This window comes from Advenella mimigardefordensis DPN7, assembly GCF_000521505.1.
Classification (GTDB): Bacteria; Pseudomonadota; Gammaproteobacteria; order Burkholderiales; family Burkholderiaceae_B; genus Advenella; species Advenella mimigardefordensis.
Genome location: NZ_CP003915.1, coordinates 3,187,270 through 3,214,173, shown reverse-complemented (window position 1 = coordinate 3,214,173; position 26,904 = coordinate 3,187,270). Strand labels below are relative to the sequence as shown.

The 26,904-nt window shown below is 56.5% G+C and carries 22 protein-coding genes; 10 read left to right on the top strand and 12 right to left on the bottom strand.

Annotated elements, in window-relative coordinates; translation table 11 throughout:
* The first annotated feature begins 58 nt into the window (after positions 1 to 58).
* From imuA to MIM_RS14705, 3 genes are read left to right on the top strand one after another with little or no spacing between them, the layout of a single operon-like run.
* On the top strand, positions 59 to 1,108 hold the full coding sequence (gene imuA / locus MIM_RS14715; protein ID WP_245592751.1) for a translesion DNA synthesis-associated protein ImuA: 1,050 nt from the start codon (positions 59 to 61) through the stop codon (positions 1,106 to 1,108).
* Positions 1,050 to 2,498, top strand: a complete 1,449-nt coding sequence (locus MIM_RS14710) for a Y-family DNA polymerase (RefSeq protein ID WP_025373523.1) — start codon at positions 1,050 to 1,052, stop codon at positions 2,496 to 2,498. Before imuA ends, MIM_RS14710 begins: the two co-directional genes overlap by 59 nt.
* Before the next feature lie 12 nt (positions 2,499 to 2,510).
* Positions 2,511 to 6,062, top strand: a complete 3,552-nt coding sequence (locus MIM_RS14705) for an error-prone DNA polymerase (protein ID WP_025373522.1) — start codon at positions 2,511 to 2,513, stop codon at positions 6,060 to 6,062.
* A gap of 130 nt (positions 6,063 to 6,192) precedes the next feature.
* Here the strand turns inward: MIM_RS14705 and lnt are convergent, their stop codons facing one another.
* From lnt to queA, 10 genes are all read right to left on the bottom strand, one after another.
* A complete protein-coding gene (gene lnt / locus MIM_RS14700) occupies positions 6,193 to 7,806 on the bottom strand; it encodes an apolipoprotein N-acyltransferase (protein ID WP_025373521.1) in 1,614 nt (537 codons plus the stop codon).
* A 4-nt stretch (positions 7,807 to 7,810) separates the two neighbouring features.
* On the bottom strand, positions 7,811 to 8,710 hold the full coding sequence (locus tag MIM_RS14695) for an HlyC/CorC family transporter (protein WP_025373520.1): 900 nt from the start codon (positions 8,708 to 8,710) through the stop codon (positions 7,811 to 7,813).
* A gap of 287 nt (positions 8,711 to 8,997) precedes the next feature.
* The gene (ybeY, locus tag MIM_RS14690) at positions 8,998 to 9,474 is read right to left on the bottom strand and encodes an rRNA maturation RNase YbeY (protein WP_025373519.1); all 477 of its coding nucleotides are present in this window, start codon (positions 9,472 to 9,474) and stop codon (positions 8,998 to 9,000) included.
* A gap of 25 nt (positions 9,475 to 9,499) precedes the next feature.
* Complete coding sequence (locus tag MIM_RS14685; protein ID WP_025373518.1) at positions 9,500 to 10,558, bottom strand: PhoH family protein; 1,059 nt, start codon at positions 10,556 to 10,558, stop codon at positions 9,500 to 9,502.
* Positions 10,555 to 11,979 (bottom strand): tRNA (N6-isopentenyl adenosine(37)-C2)-methylthiotransferase MiaB, encoded by a 1,425-nt coding sequence (gene miaB / locus MIM_RS14680; RefSeq protein ID WP_025373517.1) that lies wholly within the window; start codon positions 11,977 to 11,979, stop codon positions 10,555 to 10,557. Before miaB ends, MIM_RS14685 begins: the two co-directional genes overlap by 4 nt.
* A 177-nt stretch (positions 11,980 to 12,156) precedes the next feature.
* Positions 12,157 to 13,095, bottom strand: a complete 939-nt coding sequence (gene secF, locus MIM_RS14675; protein ID WP_025373516.1) for a protein translocase subunit SecF — start codon at positions 13,093 to 13,095, stop codon at positions 12,157 to 12,159.
* Positions 13,096 to 13,148: 53 nt separating this feature from the next.
* Positions 13,149 to 15,044, bottom strand: a complete 1,896-nt coding sequence (gene secD, locus MIM_RS14670) for a protein translocase subunit SecD (RefSeq protein WP_025373515.1) — start codon at positions 15,042 to 15,044, stop codon at positions 13,149 to 13,151.
* An 82-nt stretch (positions 15,045 to 15,126) separates the two neighbouring features.
* Positions 15,127 to 15,477, bottom strand: coding sequence for a preprotein translocase subunit YajC (gene yajC, locus MIM_RS14665; protein ID WP_025373514.1), 351 nt, complete (start codon positions 15,475 to 15,477; stop codon positions 15,127 to 15,129).
* A gap of 52 nt (positions 15,478 to 15,529) precedes the next feature.
* Positions 15,530 to 16,669: a tRNA guanosine(34) transglycosylase Tgt gene (gene tgt / locus MIM_RS14660; RefSeq protein ID WP_025373513.1), complete on the bottom strand. Its 1,140-nt coding sequence runs from the start codon at positions 16,667 to 16,669 to the stop codon at positions 15,530 to 15,532.
* 147 nt (positions 16,670 to 16,816) lie between these two features.
* The gene (gene queA / locus MIM_RS14655; RefSeq protein ID WP_025373512.1) at positions 16,817 to 17,875 is read right to left on the bottom strand and encodes a tRNA preQ1(34) S-adenosylmethionine ribosyltransferase-isomerase QueA; all 1,059 of its coding nucleotides are present in this window, start codon (positions 17,873 to 17,875) and stop codon (positions 16,817 to 16,819) included.
* 295 nt (positions 17,876 to 18,170) lie between these two features.
* Between queA and dacB the strand changes: the two genes are divergently transcribed.
* The 5 genes from dacB (at position 18,171) to MIM_RS14630 (ending at position 22,107) form a co-directional block, all read left to right on the top strand.
* Entirely contained in the window at positions 18,171 to 19,958 is a 1,788-nt protein-coding gene (dacB, locus tag MIM_RS14650; protein ID WP_084459000.1) for a D-alanyl-D-alanine carboxypeptidase/D-alanyl-D-alanine endopeptidase, read from the top strand.
* Between the two features lie 18 nt (positions 19,959 to 19,976).
* The gene (gene upp / locus MIM_RS14645; protein WP_025373510.1) at positions 19,977 to 20,612 is read left to right on the top strand and encodes a uracil phosphoribosyltransferase; all 636 of its coding nucleotides are present in this window, start codon (positions 19,977 to 19,979) and stop codon (positions 20,610 to 20,612) included.
* Between the two features lie 300 nt (positions 20,613 to 20,912).
* Positions 20,913 to 21,230, top strand: coding sequence for a DUF883 family protein (locus MIM_RS14640; protein ID WP_025373509.1), 318 nt, complete (start codon positions 20,913 to 20,915; stop codon positions 21,228 to 21,230).
* A gap of 12 nt (positions 21,231 to 21,242) precedes the next feature.
* Complete coding sequence (locus MIM_RS14635) at positions 21,243 to 21,653, top strand: phage holin family protein (RefSeq protein ID WP_025373508.1); 411 nt, start codon at positions 21,243 to 21,245, stop codon at positions 21,651 to 21,653.
* Complete coding sequence (locus MIM_RS14630) at positions 21,646 to 22,107, top strand: hypothetical protein (protein WP_025373507.1); 462 nt, start codon at positions 21,646 to 21,648, stop codon at positions 22,105 to 22,107. Before MIM_RS14635 ends, MIM_RS14630 begins: the two co-directional genes overlap by 8 nt.
* Here MIM_RS14630 and MIM_RS14625 read toward each other — a convergent pair.
* Positions 22,064 to 23,614, bottom strand: a complete 1,551-nt coding sequence (locus MIM_RS14625) for a UbiD family decarboxylase (protein WP_025373506.1) — start codon at positions 23,612 to 23,614, stop codon at positions 22,064 to 22,066. The two genes, MIM_RS14630 and MIM_RS14625, sit on opposite strands and share 44 nt — an antisense overlap.
* Before the next feature lie 141 nt (positions 23,615 to 23,755).
* Between MIM_RS14625 and MIM_RS14620 the strand changes: the two genes are divergently transcribed.
* Positions 23,756 to 24,631 carry a lytic transglycosylase domain-containing protein gene (locus MIM_RS14620; protein ID WP_025373505.1) on the top strand — a complete coding sequence of 292 codons (876 nt, stop codon included), beginning with the start codon at positions 23,756 to 23,758 and terminating at the stop codon, positions 24,629 to 24,631.
* Positions 24,632 to 24,679: 48 nt separating this feature from the next.
* On the opposite strand, the gene MIM_RS14615 is transcribed toward MIM_RS14620, so the two are convergent.
* Positions 24,680 to 25,834, bottom strand: a complete 1,155-nt coding sequence (locus tag MIM_RS14615) for a pyridoxal phosphate-dependent aminotransferase (RefSeq protein WP_025373504.1) — start codon at positions 25,832 to 25,834, stop codon at positions 24,680 to 24,682.
* Positions 25,835 to 25,977: 143 nt separating this feature from the next.
* Here MIM_RS14615 and MIM_RS14610 point away from each other — a divergent pair, with 143 nt between their 5' ends.
* Positions 25,978 to 26,889 carry a hypothetical protein gene (locus tag MIM_RS14610; RefSeq protein ID WP_025373503.1) on the top strand — a complete coding sequence of 304 codons (912 nt, stop codon included), beginning with the start codon at positions 25,978 to 25,980 and terminating at the stop codon, positions 26,887 to 26,889.
* Positions 26,890 to 26,904: the final 15 nt, after the last annotated feature.

Genomic DNA, 26,904 nt, shown 5'->3' with positions numbered 1-26,904 from the left:
CCGAAGATGTGGTGATTTAAAAATACTGTATACTTATACAGTACTTAAAGGAATTGCCATGATCAAAAACACAGCGCAAAGCCCCTCAGGAACAGGTATTGAAACGGCACCGGGCGCCCGTCCTGGTGGCCCGGGAAGCGTGCCCAAAAGCGTGCCCAAAAGCGTGCCCAAAAGCATGTCCAAAAGCATGTCCAAAAGCAGGCCAAACAGCCTACCCCAAAACATACCGGAAGGCCTATCTGAGCGCCTTTCCGCAGGCGTGCCCGCACAACTGGCCGAACAACGGGCCGGGCAGAATGCTGCCGCGCCTTCTATCCTGGCTGCGCCGGAGCGCATTCATCCGGCGCTGTGGCGAGCGTCGCAAATTGCCCGCTCTCCAGGTCTTTATGCCAATACCGGCTACCCTGAAATATCGGCCCAATTGCCCGGCGGGGGGTGGCCTCTGGGCAATCTTATCGAGGTCATGACGCCGCGTGCCGGTATTGGGGAGATCCAGTTGTTCAGGCCCGTTTTTAGCGGGAACAGGCAGCGTCAGTTGCCTCATGCGGCAACCGCTTCAAGCCCGGATAACGTCAGCGCCGAACAACGTCCTATCGTGCTGATTCAGCCTCCGTATGTGCCGCAGGTCTGTGCGTGGGCGCATTGGGGCATCGCACCTTCCCGCCTGCTCTGGCTCTCACCGCAAAACACAACCGATGCCTTGTGGGCCGCCGAACATATTCTGAACAGCGGGGCGTTTGCTGCGCTGGTGTTATGGCAACACGCCCTGCGTGATGGCGCTCTGCGTCGTTTGCAATTGTCGGCGCAAAAGGGTGACACGCTATTTGTGCTGGTTCGGTCTTTGTCCGCGGCCAGGCAATCTTCGCCGGCACCCTTGCGGCTTGCACTTCATCCGGTTCCCAGAGGGCTTCACGTGCACATTGTCAAACGTCGTGGCAGTGTCAGTGAACATCCTGTCCATATCTCACTTTATTCAGATGCATCTGGCAGGCGCTTCCATTCCGGAGCCGCCTCCGATCCTTATTCTGCTGCTTTTACCGAGTCCCGCCATGCGTACATGGATAGCCGTACATCTGCTGCACCCCACGCTGGACACACTCTGCCCTGACTGGCGCAACACCGCGGCCGTTGTGATCGATCGTGGTCTGGTCCGGGTGTGCTCGCCTGCTGCCCGGACGGCGGGCGTACAACCAGGTATGCGCATCAGCGGCGTCAATACTTTGTGTCCCCAGGCTGTTCTTACCGAATACGATGAGCATCTTCATCAGTCGGCCATTCAGGCGGCGTCGCTGGCGCTGCTGCAATACACACCGGAGCTTGCATTGGGGGAACGCGATACGCTGTTGCTGGATGTCACGGCCAGTCTGCGTCTTTTTGGTGGCATCCGGCGGTTGTACCGGCGTATCCAGGGCACCTTGCATGGGCTCTGTCTGAGCGCAGGCTACGCGATTGCAGCAACAGCTGGTGGCGCCTGGCTGCTGGCAACGGCTGCGTACATACGCCTGCGTCGCTGTCTTAAACCACACACTCAGGTTCGCCGGCTGGACGTATTGCCCGTCGGATCGTTGCCGGCTGTGCTTCCTTATGAAACCTGGCTGAGCAGCATTGGCTGCGCCACGCTGGGAGCTTTACGGCAACTGCCCCGTGCCGGGTTGCAGCGGCGCACCAGCCGACAGGTTCTGCAGGTGCTTGATGCTGCTTACGGGAACACACCTGAAATATTCAAATGGATTGTCGCGCCGCTGCAGTTTCAGGGGCGAATAGAACTGGTGGAACGAATTGAATATACAGAAGCCGTTGCCAGGGTAGCCGGTCGACTGATCCAGCAGCTTTGCGGCTGGCTTACCGCACATCAGCGGGCGGTCACACAGCTTGTCCTGCTGCTTGAACATGAGCGGGGGCGTCATGCGCGTGAGCCATCTCAGGTTGAGCTGGCAACCGCCATTCCCACCCGCGATCCGGCTCATCTGATGCGCTTGTTGCAAGAGCATCTGCATCACCTGAAGCTGGTTGCACCTGTGATTGCCGTGACGCTTGATGTGGCCAGAGTGCAGGAAGCTGCGCCGGTTGCTGACGATTTGTTTCCCGAACCCGGTGGCACACCCCAGGACCGTGAGCGGGTTCTTGAAATCATTCTGGCCCGGCTCGGGCATGATCGGGTATGGGCACCGCAGCCGGTTGCCGATCATCGGCCCGAAGTGGCTAATCGTTGGGGGCCGGCAAACACCGCTTTTGTTGCAGCGCCGGTTGTTGAGGGCGTGACGCGGCCCTGCTGGTTGCTGGAAAAACCGCTGCTCCTGTCTGTGCGCAAGCATCGTCCCTGGTATGGTTCGCCATTGCATATTGTGCAGGGGCCGGAAAGGATCGAAGATGGCTGGTGGGAAGGGGCGGCGTTACGAGACTATTTTGTTGCGGAAGATACCAGTGGCGTACGCTATTGGTTGTTTCGGGAACGCTATACTCAATGGCGCTGGTTTCTGCACGGGATTTTCGGATAGCAGGAACGGGTCATGACAATACCTTCTTCTTCGAGATCTTCTTCATATGCACTGCCCGGTTATGCCGAACTGTATTGTCAGAGCAATTACAGTTTTCTGCAGGGGGCGTCGCATCCCGAGGAACTGGCGCAGCAGGCTTTCCAACTCAATTATATGGCGTTAGCCATTACAGACGAATGTTCCGTAGCAGGGGTGGTGCGTGCCCATGCGGAAGTGGAAAAACTGAATAAGCCCATTCTGGAAGAAATGGAACGCAGGAAAAAAGCCGCGTTGGAAAAGGCGGGTTATGCGCCGGGGCAGTCTGATCCGGCGCAGGCCGTCTCCTCACTTCGGCCTTTGCCAGCGTGGTTATCGCAATTGTTGCGGGCGCCAGCGTCTCCTTTATCCCATTTACCCGTTGTGCCTGCTGAATCTGTATCCGCATCCATTTCAACTGAGAACGCAGCATCATCGGCAGTACCGCCCGTTGAACTGCCACGGGACCTGCCTATGAAACTGATTGTAGGCTCTGTGTTTTCTCTGCATGCGGACGATCATGCTCCGGCGTTGAAACTGATTGTGCTTGCTAAAAGCCGCGATGGTTATGGCAATCTGTGCGAATTCATCACGCTGGGGCGACGGCGTGCCGCCAAGGGCAGCTACTATTTGACGCCCAGTGACATCACCCGTCCTGCTGATCCCGCGCTGGCTCATTTGCAGAATCTGCCCGAGTGTCTGGGCTTGTTGGTTCCCGAGTATGGCGCATCCTATGAACAGATGCTGCGTCAGGCTCAATGGCTTGAACAGGCATTTGCCGGGCGTTGCTGGCTGGCACTCACGTTGTTGCATCAGGGACAGGATGCCGCACACAGGACCAGGCTCATGGCCGTCTCGGCGGCCACCGGGGTGCCGGTGGTGGCAACCGGTCAGGTACAGATGCATGTGCGTTCACGCAAGCCCGTGCATGACACGTTAACGGCAATCCGGTTGGGTAAAAGCGTGCAGGAGTGCGGCTTTGCACGCGCTGCAAATGCAGAGTGTCATTTGCGTCAGGTGGTGGCGCTGGCCAATCTCTATCCGCCTGCCGCCCTGGAGCAAACGCTTGAGGTGGCGGTGCAGTGTCAGTTCAATCTAAGCGAGCTTAAGTATGAATATCCCGATAATATCTGTCCTGAAAACCTGACTCCGACGGCTTATTTGCGCCAGGAAACCTATGCGGGCGCACAGCGGCGTTTTCAGGATGGCATACCCGATAGCGTGGTGCGTCAGCTGGAATATGAGTTGCAGCTTATTGCCGAGCTGAAATACGAAGCCTATTTCCTGACGGTCTACGATATTGTGAAGTTTGCCCGCGATCAGGACATTTTATGCCAGGGCAGGGGCTCGGCCGCGAACAGTGCTGTTTGCTACTGCCTGCATATTACGGAAGTGAGTCCGCTACTGGGGAATAATCTGTTTGAGCGCTTCATCAGCAAGGAGCGCAATGAACCGCCCGATATCGACGTTGATTTTGAGCATCAGCGCCGTGAAGAAGTGATCCAGTATATCTATGACAAATATGGCAGGGATCGTGCTGCGCTCACTGCTGTGGTGATTACCTATCGGGTCAAGAGTGTGTTGCGTGATACAGGCAAGGCGCTGGGCGTTGACCCTATCATTATCGAAGCGGTCGCGCGTTCCTATCATTACTGGGATGGACGTGCCAATCTGATGGCGCGCATGCAGGAGTGCGGGCTGGATCTCACCTCGACTGTTGCCATACAGTGGGTTGCTCTGGCAGAACAAATCATGGGCTTTCCACGACATCTGTCACAGCATCCTGGTGGATTTATCATGTCGCGTGGTCCGCTGGCAAGATTGGTTCCCATTGAAAATGCCGCCATGGAGAACCGCAGCGTGGTGCAGTGGGATAAGGATGATCTGGATGTCCTGGGCATTCTCAAAGTGGATGTGCTGGCACTGGGTATGCTCAGCGTCATTCGCCGGGCATTGGCGCTTGTGGCATTGCGGCACAACAAGCCATTTTTTCGCATACAGGACATTCCCAAGGAGGATGACAAGACCTACAACATGATTTGCAAGGCCGATACCATCGGTGTCTTTCAGATTGAATCGCGCGCGCAAATGACCATGTTGCCGCGCTTGCAGCCGCGTTGTTATTATGATCTGGTGATCGAAGTGTCCATTATCCGCCCCGGCCCGATACAGGGCGGTATGGTGCATCCTTATCTGCGACGGCGTCAGGGGCTCGAAGAAATACGCTATCCAACCCCGGAGGTTGAGTCTGCCCTGAAACGGACTCTGGGCGTGCCGATTTTTCAGGAACAGGTGATGCAGATTGCCATGAAGGCAGCCGGTTTTACCGGCGGGGAAGCCGATGATTTGCGACGCTCCATGGCTGCCTGGAAACGCAAAGGGGGGCTGGAAAAGTACTATCACAAAATTGTGGATGGCATGGTGGGAAAAGGCTATGAAAAGGCGTTTGCAGAGCAGATTTTTCGCCAGATTCAGGGGTTTGGCGAGTACGGTTTCCCGGAAAGCCATGCCGCCAGCTTTGCACTGCTGGCCTATAGCAGCAGCTGGCTCAAATGCCATGAACCTCAGGCCTTTCTGGCCGCCTTGCTCAACAGCCAGCCCATGGGGTTTTACAGTGCTTCAACGCTGATCCAGGATGCCAGGCGGCATGACGTAAAAATACTGCCTGTGGATGTGCAGGTCAGCCACTGGGAAGCCACGCTGGCGTTTGCTAAGTCACGGTCTGCTGCTGTATCTGCTGCCGATTGGGCGGCAGAGCCTGTCACAGAAGAAACAACAGAACACACCGGCAATCCTGCCGACCATACTTCTGATGGTCTTTCCAATAAGCGCAAGCCCAACACTGCGGTTCGGCTTGGGTTTAATCAACTGAAGGGAATGCAGGAGGCGGCGGCGCAGCGAATCGTACAGGCGCGTGCGCATGCGCCATTCACATCTGTTGCCGATCTGGCCCGGCGCGCCGGGCTGAGCCGGCATGATCTGAATGCACTGGCCGCCGGCAATGCGCTGGAAAGTCTGGCGGGCCATCGCCGGGCTGCCCTGTGGGATGCGGTTGTCAGTGTGCCTGATAAAGATATGCTGCGCGAAGCGCCCGTGTATGAGACGGAGAGTCCGCAATTAACATTGCTGACCGAAGGGCAGTCAATCGTAGCCGATTATGATTCGCTGGGCCTGACGCTGGCGCGTCATCCTCTGGAATTATTGCGTGACAGGTTGAGCAAGTTGCGGTTTTCTTCTTCTGCATTTTTGCAGGAACAACCTGATCGGCGCCTGGTGCGGGCGGCTGGCATTGTGACGGTCAGGCAGCGTCCTGGCACCGCCAAGGGCGTGGTTTTTGTGACGCTGGAGGACGAGTTTGGACAGATCAATCTGTTAGTGCGACCTGAATTGGCGGAGCGTCAGCGCAAGGAACTGCTTACTTCGCGCCTGATGGGAGCCTATGGGCGCTGGCAGTCAGCTAACGGTGTACAACATGTGATTGTAGAGCGGCTGGTCAATCTGACGCATTTGCTGGGTCAATTGCAAACGCGCAGTCGCAATTTTCATTAGGCAGTTCTCATTAGGCAGTTCTCATTAGGCAGTTCTCATTAGGCAGTTCGTTAGGCAGTTCGTTAGGCAGTTCGTTAGGCAGGCCCTCTACCCGAACCGCCGCATCGGCTTTGCCATTATCGGGTACGCCTCAGACAGTAGTACCGGTACCTGCTACGTGTGTGCGACGCTTCTGCATCCACCCCGCGACCAGGCCCAGCAGACTGATGATCACAATCAAACTGTTTCCAACTCTTGTGTAGAGTGTCAGCCCCTGGGTGCCCTGTATCTGCACATCCAGCGTGCCGGCAGTGGCAGTAGGCAACTGCGACAGGACACGGCCAGTCGCATCGATGGCAGCGGTCGAACCGGTGTTGGTGGCGCGAATCATGGGTCTCGCCGTTTCCATGCTACGCATGCGCGAGATCTGCAAATGCTGTCTTAACGCCCAGGTGTTGCCAAACCAGCCCAGATTGCTCACGTTGAACATGATGCTGGCCCCAGGAGTGCCGTCGGCCTGGGTCTGCAGGGCGGGTAGCAATTCTTCTCCAAAGACATCTTCATAGCAGATATTCGGGGCGAATCGCTGATTGTTGACGGCAAAGCTTTGCTGGCCCTGTTCGCCGCGATCAAAGTCACCCAGTGGGATGTTCAGGGCATCAACAAACCAGCGAAAACCAAGTGGAACAAATTCACCAAACGGTACAAGATGGCGTTTGTCATAGACGGGAACCTGCCTGCCCTGCATGAGCGCTTCAACCGATGTGTTGCTGTCAATTGCCAGCACGCTATTGGTATAACGATCCTGGCCATTGACCACGGTGTGCATGGGGCTGCCCATGAACAGCGTGGCTTTCATCTGATCGGCGAGCGCCACAACCGATTGCCAGAACTCCGGCGCCATTCTGTCCTGAAAGGTGGGCAAAATGGTTTCCGGGAAGATAATGACCGAGGGCGCATGTTGCACGTCTGCCGCAGGGCGGGTGGCCAGTGTGAACTGGGCCTGCAGCGAACTCATCAACTGCGACGGATCAAATTTCATCTGCTGCGCAATATTACCCTGGACCAGTCGCACCGTCATGACAGGGCCGTGATTGTCAAACCAGGTAATGCGCGACAGCCCGAAACTGACGATAAACATGCCCAGCAGAGCACTGGCCATGGCTGCCATGATGCCGGGTCGATTGTGTTTCACATAATAAATGAGGCAGGCCACCAGCCCGCTGGCCAGCGCCGCCAGAAACGCTACCCCATACACACCGGCGATGGGCGCCCAGGCAGACAGCAGGCTATTGGTATGAGCGTAGCCGATATTGTTCCAGGGAAAGCCGGTAAAGACGAAGCCGCGCAGCCATTCGCCCAATGTCCAGGCACACGCCCACAGCAGGGGACGCCCCAGCGCCTGCGGTACCCGCATGACATTCAGATGGCGACCCAGCCAGGCGGTACACGCTCCGGCCAGCCCGGCGTACAGCGACAGATAGAGCGCAAAAAGCAATACGGCCAGGGCAGCAAGTGGTGCTGCCAGTCCACCGAAATGGTTCATGCTGATGTACAGCCAGTACACGCCGACACAGAAACTGCTGACGCTGAACACAAAAGCAGCCAGTGCCGCGCGGCCAATATGCCGGGTGCTGAAGACAATAAATGCCGGCACCGCCATGGCCAGGACCTGAACATAAGGCAAAGTCCAGTCGGGCAGGGGATCAGGTGAGAAACTCAGGGCATGGATGGCCCCGGCAACGAGGAGAAGGAGCCAGACCATATTGTCAGGATTCTGTTTTGCTGTGGCTGCTGCTCATGGCAGACAGACGTTTGACATGTAGCCACAAGGCACGCCGGGCATCGGCACGCAGGACCTGGAATCGCAATCCCTGGAAATCGTAGCTGTCGCCGCGTTGCGGGATGTGATCCAGCTCGGCTGCCAGCCAGCCACCAATGGTATCGTAATCGTCTTCGGGGATGGCAACCTGCAGCGTCTGATTCAGTTGCCGGATATCGGTAATAGCCATCACTCGCCAGGAGGTATCGGTTTCCGGGAAGATGGTCATTTGCGCATCTTCATCGTACTCGTCTTCGATATCGCCTACGATCTGTTCCAGGACATCTTCCATGGTAACCAGGCCGGCAATGCTACCATATTCGTCAATAACGATGGCAATGTGATTGCGGTTCTCACGGAAATCCCGCAGCAACTGGTTCAGTCGCTTGGTTTCAGGAATATAGTTGGCGGGCCGGACCAGACTGCGGATATCGGTTTGCGGATTATTAATAAAGCGCAGCAGATCCTTGGCCAGCAGGATACCAATAATATTGTCTTTTTCTTCTTCGTATACCGGAAAGCGCGAGTGCGCTGTATCGATCACGATCGGGAGCAACTCCTGCAGGGGCTTGCTGATATCCAGCAAATCCATGCGCGACCGTGGAATCATGATGTCACTGACATTTTTCTCGGTGAAGGAGATGGAACCGACGATCATGGAATAGGAATCGTCGTCGATAATCTCCCTGTCATGTGCAGAAGAGAGAATCTCCTGGATATCGTCTCGGTCTTCAGGTTCGTTCTGACCCAGCAAGCCTTTTATGCGCTGGAGAAATGAGCGGGGAGTGTTTTTTTTGCCTGGCTGACTGTCTGCCTCGGCTTCGTTCGAAGGGTATGGATCTGACATCTCTGGACGTCTAGTTTAGGAAGTTATAAGAATAACGCAAAATTACGTAGATTTGATGAAAATAGCGTGCGACTTTGGGTAAACCCGGGTCTTTGTTGAAACCCTGTATTTATTGATGCCGCTTCTTCCTATGCGCAGAAGTATGCACCATAATGGTGCTTTATTGTCGCCGGAATCCAGAAAAAAACGGCAATGTCGCAGCAGGCCGCAATCCTGCTGGCGGCAGCCTTATCTGCGGACAGCGGCTTTATCGAATAAAGCAGCAATTTTGCAGAAAACCGGATAGATTAGCGGGGTTGGTATGGATCCGGAAAACCCAGGCCGGCCAGTAGGGCCGTTTCTATCGCTTCCATGTGGACGGCCTCGTCTTCATCCTCATGATCATAGCCCAGCGCGTGCAATACACCGTGTATCACCAGATGGGCCGCGTGCTCCCGCAGCGTTTTGCCCTGTTCGCTGGCCTCCTGCCGCAGGACCGGTACGCACAGTATGATGTCGCCACGTGCCGTACCATCGGGGTCGATCCCATATTCGAAGGTCAGAACGTTGGTAGCATAGTCGCGTCCACGGAACTGGCTGTTCAGTTCACGCGCTTCCTCGGCGTCGACCAGGCGCAAGGCCAGCTCTACCTGGATGATCTCCGGGTTCTCCGCCATGGCGGCGTCTACGGCTCGCAACATCCAGCCGCGAATGCGCTGGCGGGTGATTTCCGGAACAGGTACGACATGCTGGACGGTTGAGCGCAGATAAGACGTGTCGCGCATGCCGCGAGTGCGGGTAGAGGCCGGCTTATTCACGGGGCGTGCGTCCTTCTGCCAGATCGTAGGCATCAATGATGCGGGCAACCAGCGGATGGCGTACCACATCTTCACTGGTAAAGCGCGACATGGCAATGCCCTGGACCTGGGATAGTACACGCAGCGCATGTTCCAGGCCGCTTTTCTGTCCCTTGATCAGGTCGATCTGCGAGGGGTCGCCGGTGATCACGGCCTTGCTGCCGAAACCGATGCGGGTCAGGAACATTTTCATTTGCTCCTGAGTGGTATTCTGCGCTTCGTCCAGAATCACAAATGCATGATTCAGGGTACGTCCCCGCATATAGGCAAGCGGTGCAATTTCAATTGTCTGTTTTTCGAACAGACGCATCACTTTATCAAACCCCATCAGGTCGTACAGTGCGTCGTACAGGGGACGCAGATAGGGGTCAACTTTCTGGGCCAGATCGCCCGGCAGAAAACCCAGGCGTTCGCCGGCTTCCACGGCAGGGCGGGTCAGAATGATGCGCTGCACATGCTCCCGTTCCAGGGCATCAATGGCACAGGCGACAGCCAGCCAGGTCTTGCCGGTACCGGCAGGGCCGGTCCCGAAAGTAATGTCATGCCGCAAAATATTGTTCAGATAATCACGTTGGCGCGGGGTGCGCGGACGCAGTTCGTTGCGACGGGTGCGCAGCGCAATTGTGCCACTGTCATCATCCAGCGGTGGCAGCTCGGGCAGGCCGGGGGCGCCTGTCTGGCGTCGTTGCCGGCCGTCATCGGCCTGCTGTTTGTTGCGATCCTGACTGTTGGCCGGTCTGGTATTGGCCCGCAGCTCGACCAGCCCAAGCTGGATGTCGTCGATGGTCAGGTCGCGATGGCGGGCACGGCGGTGGAATAGGTTGACGGCACCGGCTGCGTCCTGGGCCTGCTCGCCTTCAACAATGACTCGGTTGCCGCTGCGACCGATGGTGACATCATAAGCCTGTGCGATCTGCTTCAGATTCTCATCCAGTGGCCCGCACAGATTGGCCAGCTGAGTGTTATCGCCTTCCAGGTGGAAGACCACGGGCAGGTTGCGTTTCCCCGTCATGAAGCGATGTCCTCCGTCGCGAGTTCGCCGCGCAGAGAATTGGTGTAAACGTCGGTAATGCGCACCTTGACGATTTGCCCGATGAACCGTTCGGGGGCCGCAAAATTGACGATCCGGTTGTTCTCGGTTCTGCCGGTCAGCTCGTTGGCATCACGGCGCGATGGGCCTTCAACCAGTACCGGCTGCAGGGTGTTGAGCATGCCATGGCTGATGGCGCTGGCCTGTGCCGTAATCTGGGCCTGCAGGCGTTGCAGCCGGTCCAGCTTGACTTCGTAAGGCGTATCGTCTTCCAGGTCAGCGGCTGGCGTGCCTGGCCGGCGTGAGTAGATGAACGAGAATGAGGTGTCGAAATTGACATCGGCGATCAGTTTGAGGGTGGCCTCGAAATCCGCTTCGGTCTCGCCAGGAAAACCAACAATAAAGTCGGAAGACAGGGTCATGCCGGGTCTGGCCGCATACAGGCGGCGGGCGATGGACTTGAATTCCAGTCCGGTGTAGCCCCGTTTCATGGCGGCCAGGACCCGGTCGCTACCGGTTTGTATAGGCAGATGCAGAAAGGGAACCAGCTTGGGCAGGCGCCCGTGGGCTTCAATCAGTCGGCTGGTCATTTCCTTGGGATGAGACGTGGTGTAACGAATCCGTTCGATGCCCGGGATGTCATGTACATAATCAAGCAGCATGGCGAAATCAGCCAGTTCGGCGGTGTCGCCCAGTTTGCCGCGATAGGCATTGACGTTCTGGCCCAGCAGATTCACTTCCTTGACGCCCTGGTCTGCCAGGTCGGCAATTTCGGTCAGCACGTCTTCGAATGGGCGGGAAATTTCTTCGCCACGGGTATAGGGAACCACGCAGAAGCTGCAGTATTTACTGCAGCCTTCCATAATGGATACGAAGGCAGAGGGACCATCGACCCGCGCCGGAGGCAGGGCGTCGAATTTTTCAATTTCAGGGAAACTGATATCCACCTGGGCGCGCCCGGTGTTTTTACGGCGTTCAATGAGGTCGGGCAGGCGGTGCAGGGTTTGCGGACCAAATACCACGTCTACGTATGGTGCGCGACGGATAATGGTGGCACCTTCCTGGCTGGCCACACAGCCGCCTACGCCAATCACCAGATTGGGGTTTTTCTTTTTCAGCTGATTGATGCGGCCCAGATCGGAAAAGACCTTTTCCTGTGCTTTTTCGCGTATGGAACAGGTATTGAGCAGAATGACATCGGCATCTTCAGGGGTGCTGGTCAGTTCCAGTCCCTGGTTTTCGCGCAATACATCCGCCATCTTGTCCGAATCATATTCGTTCATCTGGCAGCCAAAGGTCTTGATATACAGCTTTTTGGCAGAGGGATGAATACGGATGGGGGTTTCCTGAACAACAGGCGCGGCCGCGGGCGCATTGCCGCGTTTAAGAGAGGTTTCTTGCATGATAGAGGTACCGTTGCGGGTTTTTGTCCCGGGGGTAGAATTTGGAAAACGTGATTGTAACGTGTTTGCCCGTATTACACCTTATCTTGTTGTTTTTCCAAACGAAAAAAGCGCCCGCAGGCGCCTTTTTCCGGGGTGGGGCGCAAGCAGGTGTTGCGCCCACGGTACAGTTTTGGATCAGTAGATCACTTCGCTGGCCGGGTCTTCTTTCTTCGGCGCCTTGATCATGTCTTCGCGCTTCACACCCAGCCACATGGCGATGGCTGCTGCCACGAATACCGATGAATAGATGCCGAACCAGATACCGATGGTGAGCGCCAGTGCAAAGTTGTGCAGGGAAGGGCCGCCAAAGAAGAACATGGACAGCACCATCATTTGCGTGGATGCGTGGGTGATGACCGTACGGGAAATGGTTTGCGTAATGGCGCCGTCGATCACGTCACGAACACTCGCACGGCGCTGCTTGCGGAAGTTCTCGCGAATCCGGTCCATGATCACCACCGACTCATTCACCGAGTAACCCAGGACCGCGAGCACCCCGGCCAGTACCGGCAGTGAGAACTCCCATTGGAAGAACGCGAAGAAGCCGAGGATGATCACCACGTCATGCAGGTTGGCAACCACGCAGGCCAGGGCGAATTTCCATTCGAAGCGGATGCCCAGATAAATCATGATGCCGATCACTACAAACGCCAGCGCTTTCAGGCCGTTACTGAACAGCTCGTTACCCACTTGCGGCCCCACAAACTCCACCCGGCGCAGTTCTGCATCGGGGTTGGCTTTCTTGAGCGCCGCCATGACGGTATCGCTCTGCTGGGTCGAAGACATGTTCTTGTCTACCGGCAGGCGAATAATCACGTCGCGCGAGGTACCGAAGTTCTGCACCTGAAAGTCACTGTAGTTGAGTGCGCTGATGCTGCTGCGCACTTCATCGAGCTGGGCAGCCTGCTGGTAATTGACTTCCATTACCGTACCACCGGTAAATTCGATGGACAGATGAAAGCCGCGGGTCACGATGAAAAAGACCGCCAGCACGAAGGTAATGGCACTGATCAGATTAAGGATCAGCGCGTTCCTCATGAACGGGATGGTTTTGTGAATTCTGAAAAATTCCATATTTATTCCTGCTCTGTCCGGTCAGCCCGGACAGAAAAAGTGTTCTGCTCTATTCAGTTTCTGGTGATCTCTTTCTTGTCGTCTGTCTCGGGACGCCAGACGGTACCGATGGAAACCGTTTTGAGTTTCTTGCGTCGGCCGTACCACAAGTTCACAACGGCCCTTACGCCGACTACAGACGAGAACATGGAGGTCAGAATACCGATGCAGTGAACCACGGCGAAGCCGCGTACCGGTCCGCTACCGAAAGCCAGCAGTGCCAGACCCACGATAAGGGTCGTGAGGTTCGAGTCAAGAATGGTGGCCCATGCCTTACTGAAGCCGGTATTGATGGCCTGTTGCGGTGACGCACCATTGCGCAATTCTTCGCGTACCCGTTCATTGATAAGCACGTTCGAGTCAATCGCCATACCCAGCGTCAGCGCAATGGCGGCAATGCCCGGCAAGGTAAGTGTAGCCTGCAGCAACGACAGGACCGCCAGCAGCAGCAACACGTTGAAGGCCAGACCCAGGGTGGAGAACACACCGAATACATGGTAGTAAATGATCATGAACACGGCGATCATCAGAAAACCATAAAGGGTGGAATCAAAGCCCATCCGGATATTGTCGGCGCCCAGGCTTGGGCCGATAGTGCGCTCTTCAATAATGGACATGGGGGCGGCCAGCGAACCGGCGCGCAGCAGCAGGGCGGTATCGGCGGCCTGCGTGGCGTCCATGCTGCCTGAAATTTCAACCTGTCCGTTAGGGATTTCGCTGCGAATAACGGGAGCGGTGACGACCTGGCCTTTACCGTTTTCAAACAGAATGATGGCCAGGCGTTTGCCGATATTGTCCCGGGTGGTGTCTCGGAAAATACGGGCACCCTTGTCGTCCAGCGTGAGGTTGACGGTAGGCTGCTGGGTCTGCTGGTTGCGGCCGGACTGGGCGTTTTCCAGATTTTCGCCGGTCAGCAATACCTGACGGCGGACCAGAACCGTCCGGCCATCGGTATCCTTGAAGCTTTCCAGTCCGAAAGGCACAGTGCCGCCAGCCAGGGCGTTCTGCGCAGCAGGTGAATCATCGACCATGCGCAATTGCAGGGTGGCGGTGCGACCCAGGATTTCCTTGGCTTTGGCAACGTCCTGGATGCCTGGCAGTTGCACAATGATACGGTCCAGCCCCTGTTGCTGAATGATGGGCTCGGCCACACCCAGCTCGTTGATCCGGTTGTGCAGCGTCAGAATGTTCTGCTTGAGGGCGGTGTCCTGAACGCGGGCAATTTCGGCAGCAAGGATGGTGCCGTTCAGCAGGAATTTGTTGCCGGACTGGCTGGTGGTAAATGTTAACTCGCTGGTGCGGGTGCGCAGAACGTCCTGTGCCTTGTTGCGGTCTTGTTCGGAGGCGAACGTGGCAGTGATGCTGCTGTTGGCGGTGCTGACCGATTCAACGGCAACGCGCGCATCGCGCAGAATGGAGCGAATGTCGGTGGTCAGGGACTCATAGCGGGCGGCCAGAGCGCCCTGCATGTCTACTTGCAGCAGAAAGTGCACGCCACCGCGCAAATCCAGACCCAGGTACATGGGGTTGGCGCCAATGGCGCTCATCCAGTCGGGAGAGGCTGGCAGCAGGTTCAGCGCCACCGTATACGACGGGTCGTCCTTGACGGGATTGAGTGCATTGTCCAGTACGTCACGCGCTTTCAGCTGTGTGTCGGTATTGGCCAGGCGAACCCGGACTGTGCCGGCAGGGCCGTTTTGCTGAAAATAGGTACCGGAAAAGGCAATATTGTTCTGCCGCAGTACGTCCTCTACCTGACTCATGGTCTGCGTGGTAACTTTTTGCGTTACCTTGGCGCTGGATACCTGCACTGCCGGTGTTTCACCAAAAAAATTGGGGGCGGTATACAGGATGCCGATAATCAGGGCAACCAGTACCGTAATGTATTTCCAGAGGGGATAGCGGTTCATACCGTAGCCGTTTTCGATAAGGGGTTGAAACAGGGGGCCGGACAAAAAGCGGGGCGGTGGTTACCGCCCGCCTGTTGCCGGATTAAAGCGATTTGACTGTACCTTTTGGCAGTACTGTGGTCACTGCGACGCGTTGTACCAGCACTTCGACGGGTTTGTCGGCCAGATTGGCAACTTCGACGGTCAGGTAGTTGTCTGTGACTTTGGAGATTTTGCCCAGAATGCCGCCGGCAGTGATCACTTCATCACCCTTGGCAAGGGCGTCGATCATGGCCTTGGTTTCTTTCTGGCGTTTCATTTGCGGACGGATCATCAGGAAATACAGCACCACGAACATCAGGATGATGGGCAGGAAACTCGTGAGACCGCCAAGAGCGCCACCGGCTGGTGCCGCCTGCGCCAGAACCAGCGCGGATAAATTGCTTGTAAGCATAAGAAAGACTCCCGTAAGTGTAAATTAACCGAATATTGTAGCCTTTTCTGGGCTAGTCAATGCCTTTTGACCTATCGGTGAAAAATTGTTCCTGCCACTGGGCAAACCGGCCCTGTTCCAGTGCTTCGCGCATTTGTTCCATCAGATTCAGGTAAAAATGCAGGTTATGCAGCGTATTTAAGCGGGCACCGGTAATTTCATTGGCTTTTTGCATATGATGCAGATAGGCACGTGAAAAATGCTGGCAGGTATGGCAGGCGCAGGTCGGATCCAGCGGGCGGGTATCGTCGCGATAGCGTGCATTGCGGATTTTAATATCCCCGAAGCGGGTGAACAGCCAGCCATTGCGCGCGTTACGCGACGGCATGACGCAATCGAACATGTCCACGCCCTGGCTGACGCCTTCGACCAGGTCTTCCGGTGTTCCCACGCCCATTAAATAACGCGGTGCATTGTCGGGCAATTGATGGGCGATATGGGCCAGTATACGCCGCATATCCTCTTTGGGTTCGCCAACGGAAAGACCGCCAATGGCGTAGCCGTCAAACCCAATGCGTTGCAGCCCGGCCAGCGATTCGTCGCGCAGGTCCTCGAACATGCCACCCTGAACAATGCCGAATAGCGCATTGGGGTTCTGCAGCGCGTTAAATGCATCCCGCGAACGTTGTGCCCAGCGCAGAGACATGCGCATGGAACGCGCTGCCTCATCATGCGTGGCGGGTCGCCCGTCGATGGTGTAGGGTGTGCACTCGTCAAATACCATGACGATGTCCGAATTGAGTGAGCGCTGGATGCGCATGGACTCTTCCGGTGTCAGAAACAGCCGGGAGCCGTCGATGGGTGAAGAGAACTTGACGCCTTCCTCGGTGATTTTGCTGCGCAAGTCACTCAGGCTGAACACCTGAAAACCGCCTGAGTCGGTCAGTATCGGTTTTTTCCATTGCATAAAGCCATGCAGGCCGTCATGTTTTTCAATGACGTCGGTACCGGGCCGCAGCCACAGATGAAAAGTGTTGCCCAGCACCACCTGCGCGCCGATGTCATCCAGCTCGTGCGGCAGCATGGCTTTGACGCTGCCATAGGTGCCTACCGGCATAAACATGGGCGTCTGTACAGTGCCGTGATTCAGAGTGATGCTGGCCCGGCGGGCTTTACCCTCGGTTTTGATTAAAGAAAAGGAAAGTCCTGGCATGATAATCGATGGATGAATGGGAGAGGCGCAAACGGCAAAGAACCAAGTATGACAGAAACAGTACTGATTCGTTCCCTTGCGCCTGAGTCATGGATGGAAAATTGGCATCGTATGCGTCCGAAACGGCTTTGGGCAGTCAGAGGCCGATCAGCCGGGCGCGATAAACATGGCATCCCCGTAACTGAAGAAGCGATAGCGCGCTTCGATGGCATGGCGATAGGCCTCGCGCATGCGTTCGCGACCTGTTAAAGCCGAGACCAGCATCAGCAGCGTAGACTGGGGTAAATGGAAATTGGTGATCAGGCCGTCGATCACGCGAAACGTATAGCCTGGTGTGATAAATAGCTGTGTATCAGCACTGTGCGCGACGGGGCAGCGCAGCTCGCCTAGTGTTCCGCCTTGCTGAGCAGCCGATTCCAGCGCCCGCACGCTTGTGGTGCCCACCGCGATGACCCGCCCGCCGCGCTCGCGGGTCGCCGCAATGGCTGCCACGGTATTTTCAGATACGGTATACCATTCAGCGTGCATAATATGCTCACTGATTTTTTCGACGCGTACCGGTTGGAAGGTGCCGGCGCCGACATGCAATGTGACCCAGGCGGTCTGTATCCCTTTGTCCTGCAGTCGTTGCAGCAGCGCTGCATCAAAATGCAGGCCGGCGGTAGGGGCCGCAACCGCGCCCGGATGACGGGCGTAGACCGTTTGATAGCGTGTTTCATCCTGCTGGTCGGCGCTGTGTTTGATGTATGGAGGTAACGGAAGGTTGCCGTGTTTGTCCAGCACGGGCAAAATATCGGTATCGAACTGCAATTCGAACAGATCGTCATGGCGTGCGATCACGGTACAGGCAACGGCGTCATCAAAGATGAGTGTGGTGCCAGGACGGGGTGATTTGCTGGCACGTACATGCGCCAGGGCGCGGGTGGGTTCCAGAATACGCTCGATCAGGGCTTCCACGCGTCCGCCGCTGTCTTTTTGGCCGTATAGTCTTGCCTTGATCACCTTGGTGTCATTAAAGATCAGCAAATCATTGGGCTGCAGCAGATCGGGCAGGGCGCTGAAGTTCAGGTCCTGCAATTGTCCATTGTGTTGCATCAGCAACAGGCGGCTGTCGGTTCTGGTGGCAGGCGGGGCTTGAGCGATCAGGTCTTCGGGCAGATCGTAGTCGAAGTCGGCAATACTCAGCGAAGGGTCTATGGGTAACATGAATAAAAAACAACGGAAAGCAGGGTATCGAAGGCATCGATGCGCGCAGTTGCACGAATCTGGCTCGCAATATCGGGAAGGTTGGCGGACGAATTGGCCCGGTTTTAACCGGTTTGTCGCAAAAAACCATTATAAAGTGTCTTTTTCGATCCGGACAGCAACAGGAGAGCCTGATTACAATGATTCAGCCAAAGCCTTCTTATTCCAGGCAGTGTCTCGTGGCGGCGACAGTTACCCGCCGCGCGGCTGCAATGGGGCGCATCAGGCCGGAGGCCGGTTTTTCTTGTAACGCTGTATGCCAATAGTAACCAGGATGATGCGTGCTGCAATAGGACACCTGCCTGCGGCGGCCGGTCTGTCGTTGCTTGCCCTGACTCTGGCCACACCGGTCAGCGCACGCGATAGCGGGTCGGGTAGCAAAACCCAGGCAACAAAGAAGGCATCGCTCAAAAAGACAGCGCCCAAAAAGGCAGCGCCCAGGAAAAAGGCATCGACTGCAAAAAAAGGCAAGGCAACGGCGATTCGGGTTGCACCCGGCGCGAAGTTCGAGTTCAATCAGCCGGGGACGCTTGATGTCAAGATCGTGCCGTCCGACAGCAAGAGCGGTCTGGGTGTCAAAAAAGGTACAACCGGACTGGCGGCGGCTGCTGCGGCCCAAAGCGAGGCTGATGCCGGCGAGCTGCTGAATGCCTATGGCTTTCCCATTGCATCGATCAAGTCGGCCGATCATCTGCCCGACGCCATACGAGCGCGCTGGGACAAAACTGGTGTGCCGCTGTCGTCGCTGTCATTGCTGATCAAGGAGGCGGGCGGCCCGGTTATTCTGGCGATCAATCCGGGCACGCCACGCAACCCGGCTTCGGTCATGAAAACACTGACAACCTGGGCCGCGCTCAATCGGCTGGGCAGCGACTACACCTGGAAGACGGGCGTGTATATTGACCGCAAGGCACGCTTCGATGTATCGCAGGCCATGCGCACGCCGCTCTATATCAAGGGCGGGGGTGACCCGGCGCTCAATTATCAGGATTTGCGGCAAATGATTCGCGCGGTGCAGGCCAAGGGGCTGCGCCATCTGTCGGATGTGGTGGTTGATCGTTCCCTGTTTGCGCCTATTTTTACTGATCCCGGTGAGTTTGACGGTTCGCCGGAGCGTCCCTACAACGCCAATCCCGATGCCATGATGGTCAATCTTGGCGCGATCATGCTCAGTTTGAAGCCGGATCGGCAGGCCGGCAACTGGGAGGTATCGTTTGAGCCGGATATACAGAATCCGCCCGTCGCTGGCCACCTGGGCCTGACCGCAGGGGCCTGCACAAAATCGCGCACCGGCTCGGAGCTGACGGGAACGGTACAGACCGACTATGGTCCAGCATTGCAGCTCAAGGGTAATCTGTCCGCTTCCTGTGGGCCGTTTTCCATGTACCGGCTGGTCGGGTCGCAAGCCTATATGTTTTCCAGCATCTTCGAGCGACTGTGGACGGCCGAGGGCGGAACGATTTCGGGTGTGATACGCGACGGTCTGGTGCCGGAGCGTGCCCTGCTACTGCAGACGCGTACCTCGCCGTCGCTGGGGCAGGTCATACAAACCATCAACAAATACAGTAACAATGTGATGGCCAAAACACTGCTGCTCACACTGGGCGAAGAACTGTACGGCGCACCCGCGACCTTTGAGAAAGGCAGTCAGGCGGTACTGGATACGCTACGCAAGCAAGGTGTTAATATTGGCGCGTATACCGTCGTTAACGGTTCGGGGCTGTCCCGGGGCGGGCGCATTACGGCGGGTGGTCAGGCTCAGATGCTGGATACGATCTGGGCTTCCCCCTTGCGTGACACATTCATTGATTCATTGTCAGTCTCGGGTGTCGATGGTACTATGCGACGCCGCCTGACCGATCAGGCGGCCAAAGGCCGCGGACACTTCAAGACAGGGACACTGGGCAATGCCAGTGCACTGTCGGGCTACGTGACTGCGGCCAGCGGCAAAACCTATATCCTGGTCAGTCTCGTTAATGATGCGGCCGCCCTGAAAACCAAATCCTTTGTCGACGGTCTCGTCGAGTGGCTTATAGCACAATAATTTTTCGGAGAAAAAAACATGTCCGTTCACGAAATCAGCCATCCTCTGGTCCAGCACAAGCTGGGTATCATGCGCAGGGCCGATCTGAGCACCAAGAGTTTTCGGGAACTGGCTCAGGAAATCGGCGCGTTGCTCACTTACGAAGCCTCCAAGGATTTCCCGCTGGAAGATGTCGTCATTGAAGGCTGGTGTGGCAACGTCACTGTCAAAAAAATCGCCGGGAAAAAAGTGACTGTGGTACCGATTCTGCGTGCGGGTATCGGCATGCTCGATGGGGTTCTGTCGCTTATCCCTGGTGCCAAGGTGAGTGCCGTGGGTATTGCCCGTAACGAAGAAACCCTGGAAGCAGGCACGTATCTGAAGAAACTGGTCGGTGATCTGGACCAGCGCCTGGCGCTGATTATCGATCCGATGCTGGCAACGGGTGGCTCCATGGAAGCGACGATCACGATGCTCAAGCAGGCAGGCTGTCGCGACATCAAGGCGCTGGTGCTGGTTGCTGCACCCGAAGGTATTGAGCGCGTTCTGAGCGCGCACCCCGACGTTAAAATCTACACGGCCTCTATCGATGAACGACTGAATCAGGACGGCTATATTATTCCGGGGCTGGGCGACGCAGGTGATCGCATCTTCGGCACCAGACAGAAAGAATAAGCTACGAGTGTTTTCAGAGTGTTGCGCCGTGCGAGTTGTGCAGAAAAAGACAAGTCATTGTATTTAAATATAAAAACCTGCTTTTTGTCCTGGTTGCAATGACTGCCCGGCGCCCTGCAATTGAAAACAATCTTAAAGTCTGGCGAATACGCTACCGGAATGCGCTATGATGAACTTGAAATTCTCAACAATGGCTTAATATAAAAACACAAGAAAGCAGGATCATAAGAAAGCAGGACCCGGACAAGGCGGGTGTTCCGCTTGCCGGCTATTTTCAGATAATCATTGCAGGAGAGTCACATGGCTAGTAAATCAAGTCTCGAACAATCTCAGGAAGAGCTGTTGAACAATCTGCGTGCCAGTATCGCTGAAGCAGAAGGGATGCTCAAGGAAGCGTCCGAAATCGGCGGCGACAAAGCCAGCGAATTGCGTGATCGCGCCGTGAATGCCCTGAACAAAGCCACCGGCTCATTCAAGGATGTGCAGGAACGCGCAGTAGAACAAAGCAAGCAGGCCGTACGGGTAACAGACGATTATGTTCATGATAATCCATGGCGTACGGTTGGCTTTGCTGCGCTTGCAGGCGTCCTGCTGGGTGTCATTATCGGCCGCAAGTGATGCGGATCCGCGATGTCAGTTAAACAGAATCTGCGTGCAGTGACCGGCGGTTTTACCTCGCTGGTCAAAACGCGCCTTGAGCTGCTGTCTCTGGAACTGGCGGAAGAAAAGGACCGGCTGTTGTCGGTTCTTTTGTTTGGCGCTGTTGGTTTGCTGTTTTTGCATTTGGCACTGACGGTCGTGGCGGTGCTGGTTGGCCTGTTTTTCTGGGGCACCGAATACCGCTATCTCGCCTTGCTGATACTGGTGCTGATCTATGCCCTGATTGGCCTGGGCAGTCTGCTTTTGATGAAAAAGCATCTGGGACTGGTGGCTACGCCGTTTGCGGCGACCATCGATGCCCTGAAGGATGATGCACAGGCCCTGCGCGGACGTCATGTACCGCCATCTGCTGCCGCGAGCAAAGGAGTAGGCGATGAATGAGCCGGTACATAATAAGAAGTCCTTGCGCAAGTCCTTACTCACCGCCAGGGTGTTGGCCGAGCGCGAACAACTGAGACAAGACGTGAATGCGCTTGGTCATTCGCTCTCGCCGGATGCCATTAAGACGGCATTGCTGGATGTGGGGGGCGAGACCCTGATGGGCCTGACGCGCAGGCGCAGCGGCCTTTTTTCACTGATCGAAAAGAACCCGATAGTGAGCCTGACCGTGGCGCGTTTTTTGCTGCGTGCCGCGAAATCCCGCTCGGCGCTGATCAAGCCCATTGCGCTGGCTGCGACGTCCTGGTTTGTTTATAACAAATTCAGGACGAAGCAGGAATCGCAACGATCCGGGCGTCGGGCACCGTCCAGCCACTATTCCGAGCAGGACCTGCCGGTCGACCACGGTACCTTTACGTATCAAGACCAAGATCCTGCCACAGAGCGTCGACCCTGAGCCTGATATCCTGATCCATGGCAATGGGCGTGCCCCACTCACGGTGGGTTTCGCCCGGCCATTTGTTGGTGGCGTCCAGGCCCATTTTTCCACCCAGTCCCGATTCCGGTGACGCAAAATCCAGATAGTCGATCGGCGTATTTTCCACCAGAACCGTATCGCGTACCGGATCCATGCGCGTCGTCATTGCCCAGATCACTTCCTTCCAGTCGCGTGCATTAATATCATCATCAACCACAACGATGAATTTGGTATACATGAACTGGCGCAGAATACTCCATACCCCGAACATGACACGCTTGGCATGACCGGCGTATTGCTTGCGGATCGATACGACCGCCAGGCGATAGCTGCAGCCTTCCGGCGGCAGATAAAAATCAACAATTTCCGGTAGCTGCTTCTGCAGCAGCGGCACGAATACTTCATTGAGCGCGACGCCCAGCACAGCCGGCTCGTCTGGCGGTTTGCCGGTGTAGGTGCTGTGGTATATCGGTTTATTGCGCATAGTAATGCGATCAATAGTGAATACCGGGAACCAGTCCTGTTCATTGTAGTAACCCGTATGATCTCCGTAGGGGCCTTCGAGCGCCATTTCAAAACCATTGCCGCGCGGGGCGGCCATTCCCGGGGCCGGATTGGGTGCAATGGCGTCCGGGTGACTGGCTGGCAGGATATGACCTTCCAGTACGATTTCGGCAGAAGCCGGCACCGACAGCGTATTGCCTATTGATTTGACCAGTTCGGTGCGGGACCCGCGCAGCAGCCCGGCAAACTGGTACTCGGACAGGCTGTCGGGCACCGGTGTGACGGCCCCCAGAATGGTGGCCGGATCTGCACCCAGCGCTACTGAAATGGGGAAGGGCTGGTCTGGATAGGCAAGCGCATGGTCCCGAAAATCCAGCGCACCGCCCCGGTGCGATAGCCAGCGCATGATGACTTTGTTTCTGCCAATAACCTGCTGGCGGTAAATGCCCAGGTTCTGACGCTTTGCGTTGGGTCCGCGGGTTACCACCAGACCCCAGGTGATGAGTGGCGCAATATCCCCCGGCCAACACAGTTGAATCGGCAGGCGTGATAGATCCACCTCATCTTTTTCCCAAATGATTTCCTGGCATGCCGCATGGCGTTGCATTTTGGGCGCCATGTCCCACAGTGCAGATTTGAGTTTGGAGACGGTGCTGATCGCATCGCGCAGGCCCTTGGGCGCCTCCGGCTCACGCAGGCTGGCCAGGAGTGTGCCCGTTTCACGCAGGGCACTGACCGATTCGGCGCCCATGCCCCAGGCCACGCGCTCGGGCGTGCCAAACAGGTTGGTGAGCACCGGAATATCCGATGTGCGCCCCTGATGCAGGGGTTGTTCGAAACGCAGGGCCGGTCCGCCGGCACGCAGCACCCGGTCACTGATTTCAGTCATTTCCAGCCGGGTTTGCACCGGCACTTGTATGGATTTGAAATTATCCCGTTTTTCAAGTTGCTTCAGAAAATCCCGCAGATCCGCATATTTCACGATAGACAGCCTATTGATGACTCAGATAGTGCATTATAGGAGAAAGGCAGGGGAGGATGCGGGCCGGCCAAAACTGGGGTATAGTAAATTCCCTCAAATCTATTCAGACCCTCGCCTGCGGCGATCCGGTCCTGGTTATACATGACTTCTGCGACATCCCGTCCTGTTGCTGTTCGCTATTTCGGCTCGGTTTACCGGACCGCACTCGATATCGTTCATTTGATGGTTTCCTATCTGGGGATCGCTGTGCTGGTTGCCGTGCTCGCAGCCGCGTTGTTACCGGCCATCCGTGACCAGATCAGAGTTATTCACCAGGCATCGCTCAATGCCCTGATGCCCGATAGCACGGTCATGTCCGACAAGGACCTGCTCACCATCTTCAATTCACCACACGTGCTCACGGGGGAGCTGGCCTCACCGCCGGCAGCGTCGCCTGAGCAGCAGCGCAATAGCGCCCTGACCACAGAACTCGACTATACTGATCAGGGCTTTTTTGCCAATCTCGGCATTTCAGACAGCCAGTTTACTGTTCCCGGTATAAGCAATGGCCAGGCTCTGGCGTTGCGTGAATATGTGGCGCGCAAGTTCAAAATTGCCCGTAACGTGACCGGCGCGCTGATTCGCGCGGTTTATTCTGTCGCCGAAAAACAGGAACTGGATCCGATTCTGATGCTCGGCGTGATCGCGATTGAGTCACGTTACAATCCGTTTGCTGAAAGCCATGTGGGCGCGCAGGGACTCATGCAGGTCATGCCTAAAGTCCATGCTGAAAAATTCGATGTGTTTCATGGCGGCGTTCTGTCCGCACTCAATCCCGTCGCCAATATTCATGTGGGCGCAAAAATTCTTCACGATTGCATCGCGCGGCGCGGCTCTGTGGATCGGGGGCTGGGCTGTTATGTAGGCGCCATTGGCCCCAATGATGGCGGTTATGCTGAAAAGGTGCAGGCCGAACGTCGTCGCATTGCACTGGAGTCGGGCATCGCACTCGGGCGTAATCTGGGTAAATATCAATAAACGGGACGTCGTGACGCCGGCAACCCGCTGGTGCGCGGTTTCCCGCGTTTACAGGATTTTCTGCAGTCGTTCGATGACTTCGTGCAGTCTGTCCAGTGCCGTGGCGTACGAGACGCGGATCATTTTGTCCGCATAGGCGGGACCAAAATCGAGTCCGGGCACAACGGCAACGCCGGCTTCATGCAGCAGTTTATGGGCAAACTGATCGCTGCTCATGCCGTGCTGACTGATATCAGCATAAATATAAAATGCGCCATCGGGCTTGACCGGTACATGGATGCCGAGTTTTTCGAACCGAGGCAGCAGAAAATCACGGCGTTCCATAAAGGCCAGGCGCCGGTTCTCGTAAATCGCCAACGCTTCTTCGGTAAAACATGAAATGGCTGCGTGCTGGGCCAGGGTTGGCGGGCAGATGCTCAGGCTTGCGGCCAGTTTTTCTACCGGTTCGACCATATTGGCGGGGACGACCATCCAGCCCAGGCGCCAGCCGGTCATATTGAAGTACTTGGAAAAACTGTTGATGACGACAATTTCCGGATCCAGCGTGAGTGCGGATCGCGGCACGCGGTCATAGCACAGGCCCAGATAGATCTCATCCATGATCACCACGCCACCACGCTCCCGGACGGTCTGGATGATGCGGACCAGTTCTTCACGTTCGATGGAGGTGCCGGTAGGGTTGCTGGGTGAAGCAATGAGCACGCCGCGGGTTTTATCGGTCCAGTGGGTGGCAATCTTGTCGGCTGACAACTGGAAGCGCTCTTGCGCAGTGCACGGTACCAGCCGCGGCGTGGCCCCGGCGCATACAATGAAATTCGAATTGGCCGGATAGGCCGGGTCTGGCATCAGAATCTCGTCACCGGGATTGAGCAGCGTCATGCAGGCCAGCGACAGCGCGCCGGACGCACCCGCGGTAACGATCACCTGCTGCGGATCAATTTCGGCGCCCCAATGGCTTTTGTAATAATCGGCAATGGCGGTGCGCAGCGGCATAATGCCCAGTGCCGGACTGTAGCCACTCAGACCTGCCTGTGCCGCCCTTGCCAGTGTGTCGACCACAATAGGCGGCGCAGTAAAATCGGGTTCCCCGATGCCAAGGCTGATAATATCCCGACCCTGTTCACGTAGTTGCTGGGCGGCCTTGGTGACCTCCATGGCGTGAAAAGTAAGGGCCTGGTCAATTCGGTGGGCAAAACGGGTCATGATGAAACTGCGCAAGGTAAAATAGATCGGTATGAAAACGTGTCGTACGCGTCCATTGTAACGGTAAACGCCGGCCGGCACGTTCTTCGCCCCCTTGCCGGATCGTTTTACCGCCGTTACCAGAAAGGTTTTAGCACTTGACCATGCATGAACATCGCCGTCGTTTCCTCACGCTCAGTAAACGCCCTCAGGAAGGGCCGTGGCAGGCCTTCTGCCGCCGGGTGCAGCGGGCACTGGAAGCGCCGCTCATCGACGAGCAGGAAAAAGATGGTTATCACTGCGCACGCGTCTTGTTGCAGGACCTGGGCGATCTGCCGTCGCTTCGGCAACTTTGCCAGGAATATGATGTGGCCATGGTGCTGGAGGGCACCGCAACGGCGGACACCATTATTGGCCGATCCTGCCTGATTGTCAGCGCCGGTGTGCGGCTTAGTGGTACCGAGGCACTGGGCGAACACGCTTGCCTGGCTTTGCCGGGTACATCGGTCGCGCATATGCAGGCGCTGGGTTACGAACAGTTCTCACAGGTGCCGCCTGAACTCACACTGGCACAATGGCTGGCCATGCCGCAGTGGCATGACTGCCGGCCTGGCTGCACGGCCAATTCCGGGCTGGAGCGGGTGCACGCCCTGTTTGCTGATGGCCAGACTGCCGTGCTGGGCGGTTTCGGTGTCAATGATGAGTCGCCACTGCGCCTGCCTGCGCTGCAACGGCTGATTCCGGCCCTGTTCGAGCAACTGTCCGAACCCGATATTGTCCGCTGTGCTGCCATGCCGCGCTGGCCACTGGCCTACCGGCTGGATGCGCTCAAGCCCCGTCTGGGCGATATCAATCTGGCTCAATTATTTCTGGGACATGGCGGAACCCTTATCTGGTGTCAGGAACTGGTGCTCCGTCGTCTGCGTCACCCTAACATTGTGACCGATACTGTGCTCAGCGAGGCTGATCACGAATTTGTTACTGGCGTACATCATCATCTGGAAGGCAATATCAAGGCTCTGTTTGATCCAGGCGGGGTGTTTGTCTATCCGGATGAGTGGCCCGCCGCGCGTTAGTCGTGTCAGGCGGTG